Here is an 848-nt window from a genome sequence, read left to right as displayed (position 1 = left end):
TCTACCACTTTATCGCCAAATCGAGGGATTGCTCATATCCTTTTGTAATTGTCTTGGAACTGATCTTCTTCGCCTGCCCATAGTGGCTAAATAGCGCGACTAACTGGTTGTCACTGTAAGGAGAAACGGGGTCACCTTCTAAGCTCAGCGCTAAAATTGGCACCTTAGTTTTACGACTGCTCAAGAAGCCTTGAACTTTCAATGACCAAGCCATCATCTGCCCAGCCATACTGTTGATATCAACTGCGCTTTTACCCAAACGAGAAGCCAGCATATCCAGATACATCTTCGGCATTTTTTGCAGCTTTTTCGGTGAGGTAAACAGATCATGCACCGGTGCGCCTAGTGCCACACACGCTTTGATCTTTTCTTGCTCAAGAAAAGACAGACGAACCATGGCATTGCCACCAAAACGGAAACCGACCAAACCAACTTTGTGATGATCAACGTAAGGAATGGAATAAAGCTCATTCAACACGGCTTGATGAAGACAGCTTGAATCTTCCGTCAAAGGCCAATGAGAACTGTGTCCGACTGATGGCATATCGACGGTTAACATTGCAATATCTTTAGGAGCAAAGTGATTGCGGAACAAACGCCACATGTCGGTTTGTAAACTGTCGAGTCCTGCACTCACCATCACAACTGGCAGCTGCTTATCGGTTCTTGGCAAATGCAAGTTAGCGATAATTTTGCGTTTTTGGTAAGGCACTTCAATTTGCTTGATGGTGTATTGAGTTTTCTCAGCCCCTTCAGAATAGGCTTTGTTTGCTAACACCTGAGCCTGAAGCGCCAAGTTGTCGTTTTTTAAATGAGGATAGCCCGCAATGCTGAAACACAACGATGCG

At 45.2% G+C, this 848-nt stretch carries 1 protein-coding gene; it reads right to left on the bottom strand.

Going from position 1 to position 848, the window contains the following annotated elements:
• Position 1: 1 nt before the first annotated feature.
• Positions 2-848, bottom strand: an 847-nt coding sequence (locus R8O11_RS26340; protein ID WP_318194758.1) for an alpha/beta hydrolase, incomplete at its 5' end; no start/stop codon positions are given.

The organism is Vibrio sp. 1288 (genome assembly GCF_033344475.1).
This window is presented reverse-complemented; position numbering and strand designations above follow the sequence as displayed.